18 protein-coding genes are annotated in these 18,825 nt (G+C 66.0%); 7 read left to right on the plus strand and 11 right to left on the minus strand.

Annotated elements, in window-relative coordinates:
* Positions 1-8 precede the first annotated feature (8 nt).
* Positions 9-710, plus strand: coding sequence for an esterase/lipase family protein (locus tag AC3A4Z_RS03805; RefSeq protein ID WP_493970750.1), 702 nt, complete (start codon positions 9-11; stop codon positions 708-710).
* The gene (locus AC3A4Z_RS03810) at positions 707-1,597 is read left to right on the plus strand and encodes an LssY C-terminal domain-containing protein (protein WP_498710205.1); all 891 of its coding nucleotides are present in this window, start codon (positions 707-709) and stop codon (positions 1,595-1,597) included. The genes AC3A4Z_RS03805 and AC3A4Z_RS03810 overlap by 4 nt, the downstream gene beginning before the upstream one ends.
* A 21-nt stretch (positions 1,598-1,618) precedes the next feature.
* On the opposite strand, the gene AC3A4Z_RS03815 is transcribed toward AC3A4Z_RS03810, so the two are convergent.
* The 3 genes from AC3A4Z_RS03815 to AC3A4Z_RS03825 form a co-directional block, all read right to left on the minus strand.
* A complete protein-coding gene (locus AC3A4Z_RS03815; protein WP_498710778.1) occupies positions 1,619-2,077 on the minus strand; it encodes a class I SAM-dependent methyltransferase in 459 nt (152 codons plus the stop codon).
* Positions 2,078-2,100: 23 nt separating this feature from the next.
* Positions 2,101-3,519, minus strand: coding sequence for a hypothetical protein (locus AC3A4Z_RS03820; protein ID WP_498710206.1), 1,419 nt, complete (start codon positions 3,517-3,519; stop codon positions 2,101-2,103).
* Positions 3,520-3,623: 104 nt separating this feature from the next.
* Positions 3,624-4,094: a hypothetical protein gene (locus tag AC3A4Z_RS03825; RefSeq protein ID WP_498710208.1), complete on the minus strand. Its 471-nt coding sequence runs from the start codon at positions 4,092-4,094 to the stop codon at positions 3,624-3,626.
* A gap of 251 nt (positions 4,095-4,345) precedes the next feature.
* On the opposite strand from AC3A4Z_RS03825, the gene AC3A4Z_RS03830 reads away from it, so the two are divergent.
* A complete protein-coding gene (locus AC3A4Z_RS03830; RefSeq protein WP_498710209.1) occupies positions 4,346-5,146 on the plus strand; it encodes a carbon-nitrogen hydrolase family protein in 801 nt (266 codons plus the stop codon).
* A 19-nt stretch (positions 5,147-5,165) separates the two neighbouring features.
* On the opposite strand, the gene AC3A4Z_RS03835 is transcribed toward AC3A4Z_RS03830, so the two are convergent.
* Genes AC3A4Z_RS03835 through AC3A4Z_RS03845 form a run of 3 tightly spaced genes read right to left on the minus strand, consistent with a single transcriptional unit; the run spans position 5,166 to position 6,981 of the window.
* On the minus strand, positions 5,166-6,071 hold the full coding sequence (locus AC3A4Z_RS03835; protein ID WP_498710210.1) for a phosphatase PAP2 family protein: 906 nt from the start codon (positions 6,069-6,071) through the stop codon (positions 5,166-5,168).
* 56 nt (positions 6,072-6,127) lie between these two features.
* On the minus strand, positions 6,128-6,628 hold the full coding sequence (locus AC3A4Z_RS03840; RefSeq protein WP_498710212.1) for an SRPBCC family protein: 501 nt from the start codon (positions 6,626-6,628) through the stop codon (positions 6,128-6,130).
* 11 nt (positions 6,629-6,639) lie between these two features.
* Positions 6,640-6,981 (minus strand): ArsR/SmtB family transcription factor, encoded by a 342-nt coding sequence (locus AC3A4Z_RS03845; protein ID WP_498710214.1) that lies wholly within the window; start codon positions 6,979-6,981, stop codon positions 6,640-6,642.
* Positions 6,982-7,171: 190 nt separating this feature from the next.
* On the opposite strand from AC3A4Z_RS03845, the gene AC3A4Z_RS03850 reads away from it, so the two are divergent.
* The 4 genes from AC3A4Z_RS03850 to menD all read left to right on the plus strand — a co-directional run bounded on the left by AC3A4Z_RS03850 (position 7,172) and on the right by menD (position 13,504).
* The gene (locus AC3A4Z_RS03850; protein ID WP_498710216.1) at positions 7,172-8,188 is read left to right on the plus strand and encodes a magnesium and cobalt transport protein CorA; all 1,017 of its coding nucleotides are present in this window, start codon (positions 7,172-7,174) and stop codon (positions 8,186-8,188) included.
* A 29-nt stretch (positions 8,189-8,217) separates the two neighbouring features.
* Positions 8,218-9,231 (plus strand): o-succinylbenzoate synthase, encoded by a 1,014-nt coding sequence (locus tag AC3A4Z_RS03855; protein WP_498710218.1) that lies wholly within the window; start codon positions 8,218-8,220, stop codon positions 9,229-9,231.
* A 235-nt stretch (positions 9,232-9,466) separates the two neighbouring features.
* The gene (locus AC3A4Z_RS03860) at positions 9,467-11,536 is read left to right on the plus strand and encodes a PhoX family protein (RefSeq protein ID WP_498710219.1); all 2,070 of its coding nucleotides are present in this window, start codon (positions 9,467-9,469) and stop codon (positions 11,534-11,536) included.
* 219 nt (positions 11,537-11,755) lie between these two features.
* On the plus strand, positions 11,756-13,504 hold the full coding sequence (menD, locus tag AC3A4Z_RS03865) for a 2-succinyl-5-enolpyruvyl-6-hydroxy-3-cyclohexene-1-carboxylic-acid synthase (RefSeq protein WP_498710221.1): 1,749 nt from the start codon (positions 11,756-11,758) through the stop codon (positions 13,502-13,504).
* A 29-nt stretch (positions 13,505-13,533) separates the two neighbouring features.
* On the opposite strand, the gene AC3A4Z_RS03870 is transcribed toward menD, so the two are convergent.
* From AC3A4Z_RS03870 to AC3A4Z_RS03890, 5 genes are all read right to left on the minus strand, one after another.
* The gene (locus tag AC3A4Z_RS03870) at positions 13,534-14,361 is read right to left on the minus strand and encodes a VOC family protein (RefSeq protein WP_498710223.1); all 828 of its coding nucleotides are present in this window, start codon (positions 14,359-14,361) and stop codon (positions 13,534-13,536) included.
* A 293-nt stretch (positions 14,362-14,654) separates the two neighbouring features.
* Complete coding sequence (locus AC3A4Z_RS03875) at positions 14,655-15,458, minus strand: amino acid ABC transporter ATP-binding protein (protein WP_050054167.1); 804 nt, start codon at positions 15,456-15,458, stop codon at positions 14,655-14,657.
* Between the two features lie 12 nt (positions 15,459-15,470).
* Positions 15,471-16,262: an amino acid ABC transporter permease gene (locus AC3A4Z_RS03880; protein ID WP_050054168.1), complete on the minus strand. Its 792-nt coding sequence runs from the start codon at positions 16,260-16,262 to the stop codon at positions 15,471-15,473.
* Positions 16,263-16,409: 147 nt separating this feature from the next.
* Positions 16,410-17,213: an ABC transporter substrate-binding protein gene (locus tag AC3A4Z_RS03885; RefSeq protein ID WP_498710224.1), complete on the minus strand. Its 804-nt coding sequence runs from the start codon at positions 17,211-17,213 to the stop codon at positions 16,410-16,412.
* A gap of 168 nt (positions 17,214-17,381) precedes the next feature.
* Positions 17,382-18,770 (minus strand): isochorismate synthase, encoded by a 1,389-nt coding sequence (locus AC3A4Z_RS03890; protein WP_498710225.1) that lies wholly within the window; start codon positions 18,768-18,770, stop codon positions 17,382-17,384.
* Between the last annotated feature and the right edge of the window lie 55 nt (positions 18,771-18,825).

The following is an 18,825-nucleotide window of genomic DNA, read 5'->3' on the forward strand; positions in this document are numbered from 1 at the left end:
CTCAACAGATGAGTGAAACGGGTACCCCCGCTCTTATCAGTCCGCTGCAGAAGGGCATATGGTGGCTGCAGGACTACGTCTATGCCGCCAGCTGCCAGGTCCAGGGCGCGGTGTCCCGGGTGCAGCCAGGTTCCTTCCACAAGGGCCACCTCAACCCCGTGCTGATTATTCCGGGCGTGTACGAAAACTGGCAGTTTATGATGCCGCTCATCCGGTCCATCCACGACGCCGGACATCCCGTCCACGTGGTCACCGTGCTGCAGCGCAACAAGCTGGACGTTCCCGCCGCCGCGCGGATGGTGGCGCAGCATTTGGAGGAAGCAGGGCTGCGTGATGCTGCCATCGTTGCGCACAGCAAGGGCGGGCTGATCGGAAAGTACGCCATGCTGAACCTGGACCCCGAGCACCGGATCGAGCGCATGATCGCGGTGTGCACGCCGTTTTCCGGGTCCCGCTACGCCCGGTACATGCTGCTGCCCAGCCTGCGGATCTTCTCACCGAACAACGCCCTGACGCTCCAGCTGGCCCGCGAGGAGACCATCAACAGCCGGATCACCTCCGTTTACGGCCCGTTCGATCCGCACATCCCCGAGGGCAGCGTCCTGCCCGGCGCCACTAATATCGAGCTGCCCACGGCCGGGCACTTCCGGATCCTGGGTGACCCGGAGACCGCCCGGATCATCGTGGAGCAGCTGAACCTTCCGGCATGACGGGCGCTGTTGTGGAAGAGCCGGACCACTCACCGTCAAGCAGCCCGGTGGTGCGAAGGCAAAGCAGGTGGGCCACGGTCCTGGCGGTCCTGCAGCGGCTCCTGTACCTGGCGGTGACCATCGCCGTGGGCTGGGCCGTCTATTACTTCCTGCTCGCCCGGCTTTCACGCGGTCCGGAGCAGGCATGGGTTTTCCTGCCGGTCTGGCTGATCCTGGCCTACGCCCTGCTGCCGCGCGTCCACAAAATCCTCAGCAGCCTGTACATCCCGGACTACTTCATCGGCCGGACCAGGACGGGCGACGGCGTCCTGGGCGATCCCGTGAACCTCGCCGTGGTGGGGCCCAGGGAGGAGCTGCGGCAGGCCATGCTGACGTCCGGCTGGGTGGAGGCTGATCCCATCACGCCTGCTTCCGCCTGGCGCACCCTCACATCCACTGTCATGGGCCGCAGCTACCCGGCGGCGCCGGTGAGTTCGCTCTACGTGTTCGGCAACAGGCAGGACCTCGCCTTCCAGCGCGAGATCGACGGGAACCCGCGGAAGCGGCACCACGTCCGGTTCTGGAAATGCCCGGCCGGGTGGCGGCTGCCGGGCGGCCTGGCCGTGGACTGGGTGGGCGCCGGCACCTACGACCGCAGCGTGGGGCTGTCCCTGTTCACGTTCCAGATCACCCATAAGATCGCCGACCGGACGGATGAGGAGCGGGACTTCATCATCGAGACGCTCCGCTCGGCCAACGCCGTGGAGTCGATCCACATCGTCCTCAACTACTCCAGCGGCTACCACCACCGCAACGGCGGCGGCGATGCCATCCGTACGGACGGGCACCTCCCCATCATCGACCTGCACCCTCCGGAGCGGCTCCGGCGGTCGGGCTCGCCTTCCTAGAACAGCTTCTGGGGGAATGGGTCAGCCGTTGCCCGGATCCTCGGGGCTGGTGGCTGTGCCGAGGATGTGGGTGAGGGCCGGGGCCAGCGGCCCGGGGGAGAAGCCGAAGCGCCGGCAGGACTGGATGGTGAATCCTGCTGCCGTAATGGCCGCGGGCGCGTCCCGGTTCAGATGGCAGCCCCCGGCCAGCCGCCGCCAGGCCGGGGTTATGAGGTCTTCTGCGGCCGCGAGCACTGGGTTTGCTGAACGGACATGTTCGTAAAAGGCGAGCGTTCCGCCGGGGCGCAGGACGCGCCGGATTTCGCGCAGTGCCGCTGCCTGGTCAGGGACACTGCACAGGACAAGGCTGGTAACCACGGCGTCCGCAACCGCATCCTCGGCGGGAATCCGACCTGCGGCCGCGGCCCTGACAGTAACGGCCACTGGTGCCGACGCCGCACTCGTTATGGCCAGGTTCCGGAGGTAGTCGTCGGGTTCGATGGCGCACGGCGGGCATCAGGACTTCAGTTCACGTTGAATGTGTTGCTGGTAGCCGCGGGCAGCGTCCCGCTCGTGGCAGTCAACACACAGCCGGTGGCCTTTCCCGGAACCTCAAGCTCGGGGAAGGAAGCCACGCCTCCGGTGGAGGTTTTGGGGACGTTGTTTTTGAGGCTGCAGTTGGACTGCAGGGTTACCGGCACGGTGGCGTCTGTGGGGTTGCCGAAGGCATCCACGATCCGGACGGTTACCGCAGGGAGGATCAGTTTGTTCTTCTCGATTTCAGTGCTGATGGCGTCGAAAAGGAGCTTTCCTGGCGGTGCCGCCGAGATGGTTGCGGTGACTGCCGCCGGAGCCGCCAGACCCGGCGCTGCTGTGGTGATGGTTGCCGTGCCGGCTTTGGTATCGCCGTAGAAGAACGACGCCGACGACGAGGCCGCGGGGATGCCCACCGTGGTGGTCCTTACTCCGTTTGATGCCGCGGCGAAGAAGCCCGTGGCTGTTGACGTTGCCAGTGTGAGGGTGGTGGCTCCTGTGGTGACCGGGTTTCCGTATGCATCCTGGCGCTGGACTGTCACCGGGCCGAGCAGGGCTCCGCTGGAAGCGGGGCCGGTCAGGGTGCTGCCGGCAATGAGGACCAGCTTGTTCGCGGCCGCTGGGGTGACCGTGAAGCTGCGGCTGGCGATACCGGCGTAGCCAGGGCTGGCAGCGATGAGCGTGTAGCCGGTGCCGGCTTTGTCGATCGACAGCCCGGTGAACGTGGCTGTGCCGGACCAGTTGGTGTAGGCAGTTGCTGTCCCGGAGAGTGTTCCGCCGCCGGGGTTTGCCCCGATGCTGACGGTGATGGGCACGCCCTGTTCCCACACTTCAAGCCCCCAAAGGGTGCGCAACTGGACCTGGAATGACGTGATGGCCGAGCCGGCAGTTACGGTGACGCCTGGCTGGGACGTGTAGGAGAGATCGCGCAGGCTGGTCACCGTCACGCTGCCGCTTGCGGTGCCGGCGGCTGTCCATGAGCGGTAGACCGCGGTGACCACGTACCGGTGTGTCCCCTCCGGCACGGAGGTGTCCGTGCACGAGGTGGATGCGACAAGTGCCGACGGGCCCGAACCGCAGGCTGCCATGGCCGTGGTGCCGGTCAGGCGGGTGACGTAGTAGCCGGTGGGAACGATCGCTCCCAGGGAAGCAGCCCAGCTGACGGCAACGCTGGAGTTGCTGCTTGCCGGCACCTGCACGTCGGTGGGCGGAAGCAGTGTGGCGACTGACGCCGTCGTACTTCCTGTTCCGCCGGCGCGCCAGTAGGCCGCGGCCGGCGCGGCACCCACAAGAGCCGCCACGACGATGACGATAACGGCCAGGGCCACTGAACGGTCCAGCGGAGAAAACGAAACCAGCTCCCGCCGAAGCCGGGGGGAGGCTTCGGGGGAGCTGGCGTCTGTGGGCACGGGGACCTTCCAAAGAAATCGAGCTTGCAGCAGTTAGGCGGACTTCATCACCATCGGGCTATGAAGCTGATTGACTGTTGGAGGAAGGTGAACCCGGGCCCTCTTCAGCTGGCCGCGAAGTGCAGGGGTACCGCCGCACCCTTGCACCCGTCCTGGTTCACACCCGGGCGGTCGATCATCTGAAGCGTTACAGTGCCGGTTACTGACTTTCCGGCTTCGATTTCGGTGACGGTGAAGGACGGTGCGCCTACAGCGAAATCGGCTGCGGAGCATCCGGTGACGGCGGTCCAGGGTCCGTTGGTGCCAGCCACAGTAACGGCCACGTTGCTGAGCTTCTGGACGCCGGTGCCCGGGTTGGTCACCGTGAAGGTGGCGGTCTTAACCGGGCCGTTCGGGGAGAGGGGATCCCCGGCGATGGTGCTGGTGATGGTGAAGTTCGTGGCGGTGCCTGCTGCGGTGGTGGTGTCGTGCGTACCGGTGGCGCTCCAGTAAGCGAAAGCAGCGCCACCGCCGATAGCTACCAGTGCAACGGTGGTGCCGATGATGCGCTTTTTACGTCCTGCAACCTTGCCCATGATGTGCCCTTTAAAGTTTGTGCGGTGTTCCGCTGAGACCTTGTGAGCCTTAGCGGCTCCGATAGGAATAGCTTCGTGGAGCTGCCTCAAATTACACACGGGTAATCACTCAAGGTTGGGTCAAAAGTTGATCGACGTTTGCGCAGGTCAGGGCCGTTCTTCCCCGGGTCCGCGGGAAGGGACTGTCCCCGCGGACACGGGTGTGCCAGTCTTTGTTGGAGGGGACGTTTCCCGGTGGCAGGAGGACTGTAGTGAGGATCGCCTCAGGTCAGTTCAGTGCGGGCCGGGAACCCCGGAAGAACCTGCAGCAGATCGCCCAGCTGATGCAGGCAGCAGCGTTGGGCAACGCGGACCTGCTGGTGCTTCCGGAGTCCAGCCTCTACGCGAGCAGTGAACCCTCCATCGTCCTCGCGGACGTGGCGGAGCCCCTGGACGGCCCTTTTATCAGCGGCATCGTCGAGCTGGCAAAGTCCCTTAGGCTGCCGGTGGTTGTAGGAACCACCGAGGCCAACCCCGGCGGCCTTCCGTTCAACACCTTGGTGGCCCTCGACGGCGACGGCGACATCCAGGGAACCTACCGCAAAGTCCACCTCTATGACGCCTTTGGCTACCGCGAAAGCGACGGCATCAGCCAGGGCACCATCGGGGAGCCGGACCTGCTCTCCTATGGCCAGCTGCGCCTGGGCATGCTTACCTGCTACGACGCGAGGTTCCCCGAGAGCGCACGCTACCTGGTGGACGCCGGAGCAAACGTCCTGTTGCTCCCAGCCATGTGGATCGTGGGTCCGGGCAAGGAGGACCATTTCAACACCCTGGTGCGTGCCCGGGCCATCGAGAACACCTCATACGTGGTCACGGCCAACCAGTGCGGACCGCTGGCCACGGCCTACTCCATGGCGGTGGATCCCTTCGGCGTGGTGATCGCCAACGCCGGTGAGGCGCCCGGCGTCGTTTTTGCCCAGCTCGAACCCGAGAGGATCGCGGCCGTCCGGACGCGCGTCCCGTCCCTCCGGAACCGCCGCTTCAAGGTGGTCCCGGCGGATCAGGAATGAGCCTGCCGCGGGTGTCCTGTCAGCGCCTTGCTGAGTCCCGCCGTTGGGCAGTGAAGGCGAAGAGGGCCGTGGTGGCGACGGTGGCCAGGTACCCGGCAATGACGATCAGCGAGATCCCGGCCCAGAAGTAGTTGGTGGTGCTGGCTTCCTGCCAGGGACCCGGCGCGATCCGGACCAGCGAATACACTGCCACCGCGGCCGACGCCAGGCCGATCAGCACCGGCAGCGTCAGCCAGATCCTGGCCGAACCCAGGTGCGCGCCGAAACCCTCCCAAGCGATCCACGTCCCGCGCCGGATGATCAGCCACCCCGCGGGAATCATGAACGCGCCCACCAGCAGGAACGCCGCCACCACGTCGGCCGGCCGGTGCCACTGGTTGATCAGCGTGGACACCCCGGAGGCGATGGCGAAGGTTCCCCCCACGAAGCCGGCCATGGGACGCCAGCGGGGCGAGGCCATCAGGAACACTGCTGCCGCCGCCGATGCCGCCAGGGTGGTGTGCCCGGACGGCAGCGAGTTCAGCTCCAGCGTCACCACTCCCTTGTCCGGCCGCGCGGGCAACAGATCCTTGAGTACCTGCGTGGCAACATTGGCACTCACGCAGGCTGCCACCGCGATGCCGGCTTCGGTCCAGTGTTTGCGGATCACCGTGACAAACAGGACCACGACGGCGGCCATCACCAGTGAGATGGTGGGCAGCAGGTCCAGGAACTTGGTGCTCGCCTTGCCTGCCGGCCCGTGGATCTGCACGGCCTCCACCAATGCGGACTCATCGATGAACTGGCCCGTGGTGGTCTGGACGAAGTAGTGGTACGTGGCAATCAAGCCGGCGATGCAGGCGAGCGTGGCAATCACGAACAGGAAGCCTGAGCCCGGAGCGGGCCTGCTGGGAGTCCTGCTGGATGTATGCCGCGAGAGTGTCACCGGTTAAGGGTGTCACAGAAAGCTGGGAGCCCGCCGCACAGCACAACGGTGCAGGCTCAGGAGAGTGAAGCCGCCAGTTCCTCGATGATCTCGAACTGCTCGCGGACCCCGCCTTCCATGCCGGACTGGGCAATCATGTCGCGCACTTCCTTGCTGCCCGCATTGGTGCGGATGCTCACCAGGGTGGCGCCGCCGTCGGCCGGTTCAAAGGTAACGGTGTTGATCACGGCGCCCTCCTCGCTGTTGGGTGGGGTGTCCGGCATCTCCATGATTTCGGTGTGGACGATCCGCTCGTTCGGCACGATCTCCCGGTATGTCCCGTGAAAGGCAACCTCGAATTCCCCGTGCGCCACCATCACGTAGCGCCAGGAACCGCCCACCCGGAAGTCCATCTCCGCCACGGTCATTTCGCCGCGCCTTCCGGGCCACCATCTCCTGACGAGGTCCGGCGTGGTCCAGGCTTTGTAGACCAGATGCGGCGGCGCGTTGACGGTGCGGGTGATCAGGATTTCCTCGTCGCTGGGGAAGCTGACGTCCATGGTGCTGGTTTGTGCCATTGCCTTGCTCCTTAGCCTTGTGTGTCTTCGTCCTTGAGGTCCGCCAGGACATCCTCCAGTAGTTCGAAGCGTTCCTCCCAGAGGTGCTGGTAGCTGGAAATCCAGTCGTGGATGGGCTTGAGGGCTTGGGGATTCAGCCGGTAGACGCGCTGCCTGCCCTCGTCACGGACGACCACGGCACCCACCTCGCGCAGGACCCGCAAGTGGCGTGACACGTGCGGTTGTGCCAGGTTCAGCAGGTCCACCAGTTCGTTGACCGGCCGCTCGCCTCCGGTGAGGGCGTCCAGGATTTCCCGACGCCGGGGCTCGGCCACCGCGTTGAATGCATCTGCCGTTGTTGCTGCCCGTGCCATGGTCCTAATTATATATCGATATGGATATGAATGTCAGTGTTTGGGGCCGCGCGAATTGCTCGTCAGTCTTCCCAAAACCGTGAAGCTGAGTAGTGTGCGGATCAGGGGGGAACCATGGGCCTGCGCGCGGCTTGAGGGGCACCGATTCCTCCCACTAAGGAGAAGTCGTGTTCAAGGCAGGAGGTGCGCCGTGACCATCATCGACAACGCCGTGTACGTGGACGGGCTGCGCACGCAGGACCCCGGGAGCCTGGACGAAACCTACTTCGCGCTCCGGCAACGCGAGGGGATGGCCTGGATCGGGCTGTACCGGCCGGATGCCGAGGAACTGCAGTCCGTGGCTGAGGAATTCGGCCTCAATCCCCTGGCCGTGGAGGATGCCCTTGCCGGGCACCAGCGGGCCAAACTGGAGCACTACGGCGAATGTCTGTTCCTGGTCCTGCGGCCAGCCCGCTACCTGGACGACGTCGAAAAGGTGGACTTCGGCGAGATTCACGTCTTTGTAGGCCAGGACTACGTGGTGACCGTCCGGCACGCCGAGTCCCCGGACCTCGCCCGGGTCCGGCGGCGGATGGAGGCCATGCCGGAGTTCCTCGCGCTGGGTCCGGATGCCGTCCTCTACGGGATCCTGGACCAGGTGGTGGACGAGTACGAGCCGGTGGCGGCCGGACTCGAGAACGACATCGACGAGATCGAGGACGACCTTTTCGGCGCCGACCCGGACGTTTCCCGCCGGATCTACGAGCTGTCCCGGCAGGTCATCACCTTCCAGCGCGCCACCAGCCCGCTGGCGGGAATTCTGCAGGTCCTGACGGCTCCGACGGCGGAACGGGTACCCGACCCGGAACTCCAGGACCATTTCCGTGACGTGCTGGACCATGTCCTGCGGCTGAACGAGCGCGTGGCGTCCTTCCGGGCGCTGCTGCAGAACGCGCTCGCCGTCAACGCAGCCCTGGTGGCCCAGCGGCAGAACGACGAAATGCGCCGTCTCAGCGAGTCCAGCTTCGCGCAGAGCGAGCAGGTCAAAAGGATCTCGTCCTGGGCCGCCATCCTGTTCGCCCCGACCCTCGTGGGGACCATCTACGGCATGAACTTCCGCTCCATGCCGGAACTGGACTGGGTGTTCGGCTACCCGTTCGCCCTGGGCCTGATGCTCGCGATGGGGCTGGCGCTCTACTGGACGTTCCGGCACAACAAGTGGATCTAACGGCAAACGCGCGCTTGTACAGTGGGTCCATGCCTACTCCTGCCGTGCCCGCCCTTGACGAACTGCTGGCCGGTGCACACGTAGTGAGTCTGCCCATGCGCGTGAAGTTCCGCGGCATCATGGAGCGCGAATCCCTGCTGCTGCGCGGACCAGCGGGCTGGGGAGAGTTCTGCCCCTTCCCTGAGTATGGCGACGCCGAAGCCTCCCGCTGGCTGGCCTCCGCGATCGAGGCAGGGTGGGAGGGATTTCCGGCTCCGCTGCGGACAGTGATCCCTGTCAACGCAACCGTCCCCGCCGTTGCTGCCGAACGTGTGCCGGAGGTCCTGGCCCGCTTTGGCAGGGTGGACGCGGTCAAGGTGAAGGTGGCCGAGCAGGGCCAGACCCTCGACGACGACGCTGCCCGCCTCGCCGCCGTCCGCTCCGCTCTTCCGGATGCCGCCATCCGCGTGGACGCGAACGGAGGCTGGGACGCGCCCGCTGCCATTGCGGCGCTCACCCGGCTGGCCGACGTCGGACTCGAATATGCTGAGCAGCCCGTCCCCACGATTGAGGGCCTGGCAGAGGTACGCCGGGCTTTGCAGTCTGCAGGCGTTCCGGTGCTGGTCGCTGCCGATGAAAGCGTCCGCAAGGAATCAGATCCGCTGAAGGTGGCGCGGGCCGGCGCGGCGGACCTGATCGTGGTCAAGGTGGCGCCGCTCGGGGGAGTGCGGCGCGCCCTGGACATCGTGGCGCAGGCCGGGCTGCCCGCCGTCGTCAGTTCGGCGCTGGACACCTCGGTGGGGATCCGTGCCGGCCTGGCCCTGGCCGCCGCGCTGCCCGAACTGCCCTACGCGTGCGGGCTGGGGACGGTGTCCCTGTTCGAATCGGACGTCACCATGGATCCTCTGGTGGCCGACGACGGCGCCATCCGCCTCCGCGATGTCTCCGCCGACGCCGGGATGCTCGAGCAGTATGCGGCTTCCGCCGAACGCCGCGACTGGTGGCTGGCCCGGCTCCGCCGCGTCCACGCCCACCTCGCCCCCCAGCGACGCTCTCTCACTTAACGAGGCTTTTCCCCGGACGCTCTCGCACTTAACGCGGGTTTTCCCCGGACGCTCTATCACTTAACGCGGGTTTTCCTGTGACGCTCTATCACTTAACGGGGCTTTTTCCCGGACGCGCCATCACATTCCTGCAGGTCACATGCGGTTCACCGGAACTTCACCCTAGTGACTACTTGATGTAGAAATCGGCTGACAGGGTGGGCGGGACCTCATAGAAACACCTTGGAAGGCCCCCATGTCTGAAACGACTGCCCGCAAATTTCCGCTGTTGCCGATGCTCGGCCATACCAAGGGCAAGCGCAGTGCCGTCACCTGCGCGCTGAAGTGCGACAACGCCTGCGCCGGCGACGTCTGCAACAACAGCTCCAACAGCTACTTCCGGGACATCGCCTCCGCCACCATGTCCCGCCGCGCCGCCCTGGGCTTCGGCGCCGCCGGTGCGCTCGCCGTCGTCCTCGGTTCTGCCGTTGCCTCCGCCGAACCTGCCAGGGCCGCGGGGCTGTCCAAGGCTGCGAAGGAAGGCTTCGGCCAATCCAAGCTGCAGTTCACGGCCATCCCGTCCATCGACGCCTCCATGGACGCGGTCACCGTGCCGCAGGGCTTCACCTGGAAGCCCGTCATCCGCTGGGGCGACCCGATCTTCAGCGACGCCCCGGATTTCAACCTGGACAACCAGACGGCCGCCGCGCAGGAAAAGCAGTTCGGCTACAACAACGACTACACGGACATCCTGGAAATTCCGGGCAGCAAGGGCCGCCGCGCGCTGCTGTTCGCCAACCACGAGTACACCAACGAGAACATCATGTTCCCGGCAACCATGCCTGCGGACCAGGTGCGGGCTGTGGGGGCAGCCGCGCACGGGCTCAGCGTGGTGGAACTGGAGCGTAAGAACAAGAACCAGCCCTGGACCTACGTCAAGGGCGCGCCGCTGAACCGCCGCTTCCTGAACAACACGGTCTACGAACTGACCGGCCCGGTGGCCGGATCCGCCCTGGTCAAGACCGTTGCCGATCCCTCGGGCCGCCTCATCAAGGGCACGCTGGGCAACTGCGCCGGCGGCACCACGCCGTGGGGCACCATCCTCTCAGGGGAGGAGAACTTCAACGGCTACTTCGTGGCGCCCGGCACCTCCGCCTCGGACAAGCGCTACGGGCTGACTTCCAACGCCACGGCCCGCAAGTGGGAACTGGACGAGCCGCGCTGGGACTCCCGCAATGCCGGGTACGAAAATGAGACCAACCGCTTCGGCTGGATCGTGGAAGTCGATCCGTTCGATCCCGCCTCCACGCCCAAGAAGCACTCCTCGCTGGGCCGTTTCAAGCACGAGGGCGCCAACGTGATTGTGGCCGACTCCGGGCATGTGGTGGCCTACTCGGGCGACGACGAGCGCTTCGACTACCTCTACAAGTTTGTCTCCAAGGACAAGTACCGGGAGGGCGACCGCAAGCACAACATGACCCTGCTCTCCGCCGGTAATCTCTACGTCGCGAAGTTCACCGGCAACTCCCCGGCGGCCGAGATCACCGGCACCGGTGTTGTCCCCCAGGACGGAGCCTTCGACGGCATCGGCGAGTGGCTGCCGCTGGTGGTGGACGGGGCTTCCGCCGTTCCCGGCATGTCCGTGGAAGAGGTCCTGGTCTACACCCGCCTGGCCGCGGACAAGGTGGGCCCCACCAAGATGGACCGCTGCGAGGACGTGCAGCCCAGCCTCCACACCGGCAAGGTCTACGTTGCCTGCACCAACAACTCCAACCGCGGCACCGGCTCCAACGAAAAGGCCACCGAGGTCAACCCTCGCAACCAGAACCGCGACGGCCACATCGTCGAAATCACCGAGACCGGCGACCAGACCTCCACCACGTTCACCTGGAACCTGCTGATGGTCTGCGGGGATCCGGCCCAGGGTGACGTCACCTACTTCTCCGGCTTCCCGACGGACAAGGTCTCGCCTATCTCCTGCCCGGACAACCTCGCGTTCGACTCCGTGGGCAACCTCTGGATCTCCACCGACGGCGCCCCCTCCGGCATCGGCCGGGCAGATGGCTTGTTCAAGGTCACGCTGGAAGGTGCCGAGCGCGGCAAGGTGGAGCAGTTCCTGGCCGTGCCGCGCGACGCTGAGACCTGCGGCCCCATCATCCACGACGACGAGCGCAGCGTTTTCGTCTCCGTGCAGCACCCGGGCGAGGACGGCTCGTTCGACGCGCAGGTGTCATTCTTCCCGGATTACGTCCCGGCAGGCGCGACGCCGGCAGCGGGCCAGGTGCGCGCGCCCCGTCCTTCGGTGATCCAGGTATTCCGCGCCTGACTCCCCGCCGGTGTTTGCGCCCGCTGAAGTCCAACGCTCTCTCACTTAACGCGGGTTTTTCGGCAACGCTCTCTCACTTAACGCGGGAAAATCCAAGACGCTCTATCACTCTCTTCAGGAGAGTGATAGAGCGTTCCGGGTTAAGGCGCATCAAGTGAGAGAGCGTCGGGTTGAAGACGGCAACAAGTGAGCGGGCGTCGGGGGTGGCAGACTGGATTGGTGACTTCGCTGAACGAACCTTCCCCCGACGCAGCCAACACTTCCGACGCCGCCTCCTCCTTGAGCGCGCTGGCAGCGGCGCGGATCGCGGTCGGGGTGCTGCTCGACGGCGGGGTGCAGCACGTGGTGGTATCGCCGGGTTCCCGGTCTGCACCTATGGCATATGCCCTTGCAGAGGCGTCGGCGCAGGGCCGGGTGGAGGTGCTGGTCCGCATTGACGAGCGTTCCGCCGGCTTCACCGCGCTGGGGCTGGCCCTGTCCACGGGCTCACCCGCGGCTGTGCTCACCACGTCCGGTACCGCCGTCGGAAACCTGATGCCGGCGGTGATGGAGGCCAACCACGCGGCGGTTCCGCTGATTGTCCTCTCTGCGGACCGGCCGGACGAACTTCGCGGCACCGGCGCCAACCAGACCACTGTCCAGCCCGACCTTTTCGGTGAACAGGTGCGGTTCGCCGCCGATATCCCCGCGGGCTCCAACCCGGAACGGGCCGTCCAGACGGGCCTCTCTGCCGCCAGCGGGGCGTTTCCGGACCTCGCCCCGGGGCCGGTGCAGCTCAACCTTGCCTTCCGTGATCCGCTGGTTCCGGACGCTTCCGACCAACTGCCCGTGCCCGCCGAGCGGCAGCGCTACCGCATCGGCACCGAGCCGCTGATCATGAACCTCCCGCCCGCGTCAACCGACCTGGCCGAGCGCCGGACCGTAGTTTTGGCCGGGCACGACGCCGGTCCGGTCGCCGAGGCCTTTGCCCGCGCCCACGGCCTGCCGCTGCTGGCGGAGCCGTCGTCGAACGCGCGTTTCGGCCCAAACGCGGTAGGGCCGTACCGGCTGCTGCTGGAGCATTTCGGGTCCGGCGCCGCGCAGCATATCGAACGAGTGGTGCTGTTTGGCCGGCCCACCCTGTCCCGGCCAGTGGCCGCCCTCCTGGCCCGCGCGGACGTCCCGTCCGCCTTGTACCAGCCGGTTCCAGTCGCCTGGTACGAGCCCGGCCGGCGCACCGAACTGCCCCTGGAAAGCCTCGCCGACCTCGCAGATTTCGCCGGCCGCGGCCCGTCCGACTGGCTGGACACCTGGCTGCTCGCGGGGTCGGCCGCCCAGCACGCAATGGATCTTGTCCTGGCGGAGAACACACCGGCCACCGGCCCGTCCGTGGGGTCGCTCGTCTGGAAGCACACCCGCGGCCAGCTGCTGCTCGGCTCCTCGAACGGCATCCGGGACGTGGACCTGGCCGGGCTGCCCGCCCCCGAACCCGCAGCCACCGTCTATGCCAACAGGGGCCTGGCCGGAATTGACGGCACTATCTCCACTGCCACCGGCATCGCCCTCGGCGGCCGGCAGGAAACCACGGTGCTCCTGGGCGATGTCACGTTCCTGCATGATGCCGGGGGCCTGCTGATCGGGCCAGGGGAGGAGTATCCGCAGCTGCGGATCGTGGTTCTCAACGACTCCGGCGGGGCGATCTTCGACCTCCTGGAACACGGGGCAGTGCGTGAGGCTGGAACGTACGGCGACGCCGTCGAACGCCTCTTCGCTACCCCGCACTCAGTGGACATTGCGGCACTTGCTGCAGCGTACGGCGTCGGCCATAGCGCGGTGAGTACGACGGCGGCACTCGCCGAGGCGCTGGCCCTGCCGGTGGAGAGCCGCAGCATCATCGAAGTCCGGACCGACCGCAGCAGCCTCCGTGCCCTGCATGCCCGCATCAAGGAAGCCGTTGCAGTGGCAGTGGCAGGAGTCCTGGCGCGTTAGTCCCGACCTGCCCGCGCGCGCAGGAAGCGCTAGCCGGTTGGGGGCGTGAACTGGCTGGCACTGAATTCCGCGCCTTGCGGGTCCCGGATCAGTGCCTCGCGCGTCCACGCGGTGTCGGCCTGCGCCAGGACCTGGCCGCCCAGCCGCTCGGCGTCCGCCACAGTCTGGTCCCGGTCGGCGACGGTGAACGTGACGTGCCACCGCGGTGGTTTATCTGAGGCGCTGGCCACGATCCAGGCGATCGAGTCCTCGAAACCGGGCGGGGCAGCAATTCCGGCCTGCCGCGTCCGGATTTCCGGGTCGCTTGTCGCCGCAAGATGGTCGCCGTAACCGGGGCTGCGGACCATCAGTCCGTAGCCAATGTTGTCCACCTGCCAGCCGAACGCCTGTCCGTAGAAGGCTATTGCTGCGTCTGGATTCGGGGTGTGGAGATCACTGAAATTCCACGCACCCGGTTGATTTGCCACCTGGGCCCCTAACCGACGCTTCGCCTGCCAGAGGCGGAAGCGCGCCCCTTCCGGGTCGACCAAGGCCGCGCTGCGGCCGCCTTCTCCCGCGTCCGCCGGCGCTGACAGGAGGCTGGCACCTGCTGCGACGAGCTGATGAACCGCAGCGTCGGCGTCGTCCACGGATACATAGGTGTTCCAGGCAGTGGTTCCTTCCTCCCCGCTGCCCAGGCCTGCGACGTCCTGTCCGCCGAGCCGTGCTATCAGATACCGGCCCGGTGCTCCCGGCGGCATCACGTCCTCGAAAGTCCAGCCAAAGAGGCCCGCGTAGAACTGGGCGGCGGCTTCAACGTCCGGTTGCTCGGTGTCCACCCAGCAGGGGACACCGTGCGGGTAGGTCCGTTGCCGCATGCTTTACTCCTGTCGGATCTGTCCCTGCCAGCGCTCCTCAAAGGGGCCAACCGGAGATGGGAGGCAGTAGGATGGTCGCAAGGCTGCCGAGGCAGGGTTGCGTGGGACCTATTGTGTGCTGCGGCACCGCGGAAGTAAATGCCGGTCACAGGGTGCGTGCCGCCGTCGTAAGCCTTGTAAGTCGACGCGCAACTTACCCTGTGACGCAGAAATTCCCCGGCGCTCCGGATATATCCGGGCGCCAGGGAATCTGCGTGCCGATTCTGAATTTGCGGGTCGAAACTGGAGAAGCGCTACTCTTCGATCTCGATGTGGGTCGGATCCAGCACGCGGCGCAGGAACTCCTTGGTGCGCGGCTGCGTGGGGGCGGAAATGACCTGCTCGGCCACGCCTTCCTCGACCACAACGCCGCCGTCCATAAACACCACCCGGTCCGCCACTTCGCGGGCGAAGCCCATCTCGTGGGTCACCACCAGCATGGTCATGCCTTCCTTGGCGAGGTTGCGCATCACGGAAAGGACATCACCCACGGTTTCGGGATCCAGGGCGGAGGTGGGCTCGTCAAAAAGCATCAGCTCGGGGTCCATGCTGAGCGCCCGGGCGATGGCCACGCGCTGCTGCTGGCCGCCGGAAAGCTGGTCCGGGAACCGGTCCGCCAGGTGTCCCAGCCCCACGCGCTCAAGGTTATGCATGGACACCTTGTCCGCCTCGGCCTGCGAACGCTTCAGGACCTTGACCTGGGCGATGGAGCAGTTGCGCTTGGCATCCAGGTGCGGGAAGAGGTTGAACTGCTGGAACACCATGCCCACCTTGCGGCGCATCTTGTCGATGTCCACGTCAGGGTCGGTGGCTTCAAAGCCGCCCACATGGATGCTGCCTTCGTTGGGCTGCTCCAGCAGGTTCACGCAGCGCAGCAGGGTGGACTTGCCGGAACCGGACGGACCGATCAGGCACACCACCGCGCCCGGAGCCACGTCCAGGCTGATGCCCTTCAGCACCTCGTTGGAGCCGTAGGACTTGCGCAGGTCCTTGATGGACACCCCGGCGGCGTGCACGGTGGCGGTGCCGCCACGGGAGTTGTTTGCGACGTCGTTCATGGTCTTGCCTGCCTATCGCTTGGTCCGCGCGGAGCGGCTTTCGAACTTCCGGGCCAGAAGGCTCAGCGGGATGGTGATCACCAGGTAGAAGGCGCCCGCCACCAGCAGCGGGGTGAGGCCGGCACCCAGGCTGGAGATGCCGTCACGGCCGAACTTCGTGAGCTCATACTGCGAGGCGGTGAGGCCCAGGACGTAGATCAGCGAGGAGTCCTTGGTGAGCAGGATGACCTCGTTGGTCAGCGGCGGCAGGACGATCTTGAAAGCCTGCGGTATCACGATGGTCACCATGGCCCGCCACTGCGGCATGCCCAGGGAGCGGGCGGCCTCGAGCTGGCCCTTCGGCACAGCCTGCAGGCCGGCGCGGAGTGTTTCGGCGATGTAGGCGGAGGCCACGATGCCGAGGGACAGCATCACCACCAGGGTGATGTTCCAGGAGACACCGAAGGCCAGGGGAACACCGTAGCCGAAGGCGATGAAGACCAGCAGGGCGGGGATTCCGCGGAAGAACTCGATGTAGCCGGTGGCGATCCAGCGGTACAGGGGGAAGCTGGAGAGCTTCATCAGGGCCAGCAGCAGGCCGCCGGAGAGGCCCACCGCAAAGCCGAGGAACGTATAGATCAGGGTGTTCACCAGGCCGGTGGTGAAGATGCCGGGGAACATCGGCCCGATCTTGCCGAAGTTGAAGACGCTGTTGCCGATGGTCTTCCAGTCGGTGGCCAGGATCAGGGCGGCGATGGCCACTACAAAGATTCCGGCCTGGACATACAGGCTTACTCTGGCTCGCTGACGTGCGGTCATTGCCATGGGTTGCTCACATTCGTTGTGCGTGGCAGAGGCCCCGGACGGACTGCGGTACAGCCCGTCCGGGGCCCCTGCTGCGTAGTTCTTTGGGCCGTGAAAGAGCCGAGGCGGGGGAGCCCCGGGCCCTGCACGGCGACTACAGGGCGGTGGCTACTTGGCGGTTTCGCCGAACCAGGTGGTCTTGAACTTCTCCAGTGAGCCGTCGCCGGTCAGCCGCTTGAGAGTGGCGTTGACCTTGTCCGCCATGGCGGTGTTGCCCTTCTTGATGGAGATGCCCAGCTGCTCGCCGGTGGCAAAGTCCTCAACGCTCTTGAACTTGGGCTGGTCCTTGATGGCGTAGCCCAGGACGGACTGGTTGCCCAGGGCGGCGTCGATGGTGCCGGCTTCCAGTGCCTGCACCAGGAGGCCGGTGTCCTCGAACTGCTGCGCGTCGATGCCCTTCTCCTGTGCGTAGTCGGCGCCGGTGGTGGCCTGCTGTACGCCCACCTTCTTGCCCTTGGCGTCGTCCAGGCTCTTGATGCCCGACGTGTCGCTGGCTACGAGCGCCAGGTCGTCATCCAGGTACGGGGTGGAGAAGTCCATGACGGATTTGCGGGTGTCCGTGATGGAAATCGAGGAGATGCCCAGGTCGCACTGGGTGAGGGCGGTGCCGGTCTCGATGGCCTCGAAAGAGCTGTCCACGATGCTCAGTTCGGCACCGAAGTCCTTGGCGAGCTCCTTGGCGATGTCCACGTCGAAGCCGACCGTCTGGCCGTCCTTTTCGAATTCGAACGGCTCGTAGGGGATGTCCGAGCAGACCGTGAGCTTGCCGGAGTTGATGAGCTGGATGCCGCCTTCGGACGCTGCCGGGGTTGAGCTTCCGCCGCCGCAGGCCGTGAGGGTGAGGGCGCCAACGGCGAAGAGTGCTGCTGCCTTGGCGGTCATTTTGGCCGTGGCCAGGGACTTGAGCTGCATGTTTCTTACCTTTTGTTGCAGGAGTATGCGGTACTAAATCGGTTCATAGTGTAGCGCCGAATAAGAGATGTGCATCACAGGAAACTTAGTTTCACTATTGGATAACTAAATTACTCCTGTTTTCAAGCCTAGGCGAAGCAGCGATGTCTCAGATACCGGACTCGCGGCCTAGTTCTTGATTCCGAGGGATTCCAGCATCGGCCGGAACTTCGCCCAGGTCTCGGCGAGCTCGGCTTCGGGCTGGGACCCGTCCACTATTCCGCAGCCGGCATACAGCCGCACGGTGGTGGGGCTTTCGATAACCGCGCCGCGCAACGCGATACCCCATTCCCCATTTCCTGCCGCGTCCAGCCAGCCGACGGGTCCTGCGTAGGGCCCACGGTCCAGGTGCTCCAGCTTGCGGATCAGGGCCCCGGCCACCTGCGTTGGTGTTCCGCAGACGGCGGCCGTGGGATGCAGTGCGTTGATCAGGGCCAGGCAGGTGGGCACGTGGCCTTCCACCTCGGCCAGCTCAGCCTTCACATCCGAGGCCAGATGCCACACGTTGGGCAGTTCCAGGATGAACGGCTCGTCATGGGCGTTCATGGCCTCGGAGAATGGCGCGAGCTGGGTGGTCAGCGACTGGATGGCGATCTCGTGTTCGTGCCGCTGCTTCTCCGACCCCGCCAGTACCCGGGTGGCGTAATCCATGGGAAGTCCGTCCTCCCCGTGGGCGTCGCGGCGGTCCAGCGTTCCGGCCAGCACCCGTGCCTGCGCAGTGCGCCCCTCCACCTGAATCAGCATCTCCGGCGTCGCGCCCACCAGACCGTCCACGCCGTAGGTCCAGCATTCGCGGTACCGCCCGGCGAGCTCCCGCAGCACTTTCGCAGCGTTGACGCCGGTGGGAACAGTCGCCACGATGTCCCGCGCAAGCACCAGCTTCTCCAAGGCCCCGGTCCGGATCTCCGCTACTCCGGCGGCCACCGCGGCCTTCCAGTCCTCCTCGCCCAGCGAGCCCGTGTGCAGGGTTGCCCCGGCGGCCAGGGGCAGGGGACGGACGACGGCGCCACCCGCCCGGGCGGGTGCCGCACCTGGGGTGCCGTCCCCGGCAGGGTCCGCTGCCGCCGTCGTGCTTTGAGCTGGGGAGCGGCTGCCGAGCCAGCGGTCCAGCGCGGCAAGTGCGCCAGTTTTGGTGAGGGGCGCGTCGTCGAACGTCAGCTGGGTGAGCCAGACGCGGCCGTCGCGGACGCCCACCACAATCTCGGGCACGATCAACCGGGACTCGTGGGCGGAGGTCTTGGAAAAGGCGAAGGAGCCGAAGGCCACCGGACCTGTGCCGGGCAGCTCAACGGAGTCTGAAATCTCGGCCTCGAGGACGAGGTGGCGCCACCAGATGTCCGCCTCGAGGAAGCGCTCTGGGCCGGTGGCCGTGAAGCGGGCGATCTCGCCGAAACCCACCAGTCCGGCTTCGCGGCGTGTCCAGCAGAGGACGTCGTCCCGGACCAAAAACGACGGCAGCCCCCCGGGGAACGCTTTGCCATCCAGGGGGACTGTCAAGGTACGGAACGTGCTCGTCATGATGAGACAACACTAGTACTTATAGGTACTGGGCTTACCGAGTACCGAATAAGTA

Source organism: Arthrobacter sp. Soil_C_49 (genome assembly GCF_057656635.1).